A 3,636-nucleotide genomic window follows, 5' to 3' on the forward strand; every position below is an offset into this window, starting at 1 on the left:
TGACCTTCCCCCCAGAAACCGGTCCACCGTCGATGTGAGATTTCCGCTACGTTTACTCTGATAGCAGGAGATCTCACGATGAAGCGTAACCGACATACCGAAGAGCAGATCATCAGCATCCTCAAGGCCAACGAGCGCGGCGTCTCGATCGCCGAGCTGGCTCGGTAGAACGGCGTGACCGAGCAGACCATCTACCGCTGGAAGGCCAAGTACAGCGGCATGGAAGTCTCGGAGGCCAAGCGCCTGCGCGAGCTGGAGACCGAGAACGCCCGGCTGAAGAAGCTCCTGGCGGAAAGCGCCCTCGACAATGCTGCGCTCAAGGAGATTGTCTCGGGAAAATGGTGACGCCCGAAGCGAAGCGGCGTGCGGTGAAGCACCTGGTGGCAGGCGGCTGGCTCAGCCAGCGAGGTGCCTGCCGATTGCTGGGCCTGGCAAGGTCGGTAGCCCGGTACCAGGCGATGCCGAGTGACAATGCGCCGCTTCGGGCCCGCGTAAAAGCCTTGGCGACCTGCTATCCCCGCTATGGCTACTTGCTGCTGCATGCCTTGTTGCGTCAGGAGGGCCTGGTGATCAATCGCAAGCGGACCTACCGGCTGTACTGCGAGCAGGGTCTTCAGGTCCGAACCCGGCGGCGTAAGCGGCTGGTTCGGCCGAGAACACCGATGCCACTGCCGGACAGGCCCAACCAGCGCTGGTCGATGGACTTCGTGTCGGACCAGTTGGCCTCGGGACGCCGCTTTCGTGTGCTGAACATCGTGGACGATTTCAGCCGCGAGTGTGTCGGCCAGTTGGTGGACACGTCTATCTCGGGACGTCGCTTGGCCCGGTTCCTCGACGAGATCGCCAACCATCGCTCACTGCCGGCCTCGATTGTCTGCGATAACGGACCGGAGCTGACCAGCAAGGCGATGTTCTTCTGGGCGCGTGAGCGGACGGTGACGCTGGCCTTCATCCAACCGGGCAAGCCGACGCAGAATGCGTTCATCGAGAGCTTCAACGGCAAGTTCCGAGACAGCTGCCTCAATCAGCACTGGTTCCTGAGCCTGGCGGATGCACGACACGAAATCACGCAATGGAGAACCCACTACAACCATATTAGACCGCACAGCTCGCTGGGCTATTTGCGACCCGTGGTCTATGCCCAGCAATGTGCCTGAAGGAGCGGTTTCTCACATTGATGACGGACCTAAACCAGGGGGAAGGTCAGAAGTACGAAAATTTTTTTAAATACCAAGCACTGTTAGCAACATAAAAATGTTAGCCATTTCTCCAGGCTCTCTCATTGGCTTTCATTTTTCAATGACAGCTGCATGATGCTTGAGATAAAATCATCTCTATACAAATTATAAAAATCCCACTTGCTCCTTGCATTAAGACTCACAAGATATCTTTTATTTTTATCTGAAAACACCTTATTGAACTTGGATAACAACGCCACTTCATCATCGTGGATAATTGAATTGTTTAAATCATAGCAGTAATTGGGTATTTCACCAACAGGAGTTACTATGGGAATCAGCCCACACTGCATGGCTTCAACTACCGCCATAGCCATGCCTTCATGCCGGCTTAAAAGGAGAAAAAAATTTGCTTGACTTGCGATCTCAGCTATATCTGAATTGTCTACTTGGCCTTTCCAATGCACATTATCGCTCAAACCCAAACTTTCAGATAAAGCTTTCAGCTTTTTTAACTCACCAAAGTCTGGTCCATAAATATAAAAAATAGCAGAAGGATATTGAGAGAGCACTGACTGGAAAAAATATAACGACAAATCCAAACCTTTAGCAAAACTTAATCTTCCCCAAAAAATAAAAACAGGAGAATCATAAGCTTTAATATCACCACTTGGAGAAAACTTGCGGTGTAAAAAAGATATCACTTTGACAGTTTTTTTATTTATGAATTCCAAACTAGCGCTTTTTGTGGCCGCACTATCACAAAAAACACTATCAGCAAAGGCTGCTGTAATTTTCGTCAATAAATAATCAAGGAAATGAGCTCTTTTTTGGTTGTGAAGAAAAAGTATAAGCCGACTCTTTCTATATAAGATCTTATACATGATGCAGACAAATGAAGTCCACCACAAAGAAGACACTACAACATCAGGCTTTATCTTTACGAGCTTCTTTAACAACCGAAGATGAGTGATAGGGTTTGTTAACCCCCCTTCCTTGGAAATAAATAAAACGGAAAAATCAAATTCTTGTACTTCTTCATCCAACATCGTATTGGCGGCGACTTCAACACCTCCAATCACATTCTTAGGTATTACATGGACAACTTTCATTATTTATCTATCTCTAATACAATTTAAGCTATAGCAAGAAACTCTCACCTAAAGTCCTGAATTCAAGCAATAAGCGCAGCACCTGCGGTGTCCAGGGCTCCTGAGTATTCTCCCAGGAACACCTGTGCCGGTGTCCGATCGCCGAGCCGTTTTCGGGGTCGGTCATTCAGCTTCTTGACCACCATGCGCAGTTCGGCATCGGTGGCCTGTCGGAAGTCCGTTCCCTTGGGGAAGTACTGCCGTATCAGACCATTAGTGTTCTCGTTGGTCCCACGCTGCCACTTCCGCAGGTAGCCCGTTGTCCAGCGTAATGGTCTGGACAGCTCCTCGACGAGGCTTCAACAGGCGGATCATGGCCGCTTGCGTCAGCTCCGCTGAGATCCTGGGCAGCCGTGCCGCCAGCAGGTAGCCACTGCGACGCTCTACCAGCGTGACCAGCCCTGATCGCTTATGCCCGTGGATCACGGTGTCACCCTCCCAGTGGCCGATGAAAAGACGATCATCAACCTCAGCCGGGCGATGCTAGATGCCCACCCGGTTGGGAATCTTGCCAAGCCCTGCGCTCTTGGTCTGGGCCCGGTGTTTGCTGCGCCGCTTGGGCTGACGGAGATGTCGCCAGAGGTCGCCACCTTGAGCCTTGTCATCCCAGATCAAGGAGTAGATCCATTGATGACTGACGCCGACGCCCGCCAAGGGCGCCATGAAGCCACTGATCTGCTGTGGGCTCCACTCCTCTCGCAGCCGGTCGACAACAGCGGTGACCATGCTCGGCAAGCGCTACGTCCACTTCCAGGCGGTGCGACGCCGGCGATCACTGAGGGACTGGTCCTGCACAGGATCGTAGCCACCGTAAGTGGTGTTGCGGCGCAGCTCGCGACTGATCGTACTGCTGTGGAGGCCCAGTTGACCTTCCCCCCAGAAACCGGTCCACCGTCGATGTGAGATTTCCGCTACGTTTACTCTGATAGCAGGAGATCTCACGATGAAGCGTAACCGACATACCGAAGAGCAGATCATCAGCATCCTCAAGGCCAACGAGCGCGGCGTCTCGATCGCCGAGCTGGCTCGGTAGAACGGCGTGACCGAGCAGACCATCTACCGCTGGAAGGCCAAGTACAGCGGCATGGAAGTCTCGGAGGCCAAGCGCCTGCGCGAGCTGGAGACCGAGAACGCCCGGCTGAAGAAGCTCCTGGCGGAAAGCGCCCTCGACAATGCTGCGCTCAAGGAGATTGTCTCGGGAAAATGGTGACGCCCGAAGCGAAGCGGCGTGCGGTGAAGCACCTGGTGGCAGGCGGCTGGCTCAGCCAGCGAGGTGCCTGCCGATTGCTGGGCCTGGCAAGGTCGGT

The 3,636-nt window shown here is 53.3% G+C and carries 1 protein-coding gene and 3 pseudogenes; 2 read left to right on the forward strand and 2 right to left on the reverse strand.

From position 1 onward, the window contains the following. Positions 1-78 precede the first annotated feature (78 nt). Positions 79-1,157, forward strand: a pseudogene (locus LY622_RS17455) (IS3 family transposase). 122 nt (positions 1,158-1,279) lie between these two features. On the opposite strand, the gene LY622_RS17460 reads toward LY622_RS17455, so the two are convergent. Next, positions 1,280-2,290 (reverse strand): glycosyltransferase family 4 protein, encoded by a 1,011-nt coding sequence (locus tag LY622_RS17460; protein ID WP_234292056.1) that lies wholly within the window; start codon positions 2,288-2,290, stop codon positions 1,280-1,282. Between the two features lie 62 nt (positions 2,291-2,352). Then, positions 2,353-3,193: pseudogene (locus tag LY622_RS22735) on the reverse strand (IS30 family transposase); the annotation flags it as partial. A 79-nt stretch (positions 3,194-3,272) separates the two neighbouring features. Here LY622_RS22735 and LY622_RS17470 point away from each other — a divergent pair. Continuing rightward, a pseudogene (locus LY622_RS17470) lies at positions 3,273-3,636 on the forward strand (transposase); the annotation flags it as partial.

Source organism: Halomonas alkalisoli (assembly GCF_021412585.1).
GTDB lineage: Bacteria > Pseudomonadota > Gammaproteobacteria > Pseudomonadales > Halomonadaceae > Halomonas > Halomonas alkalisoli.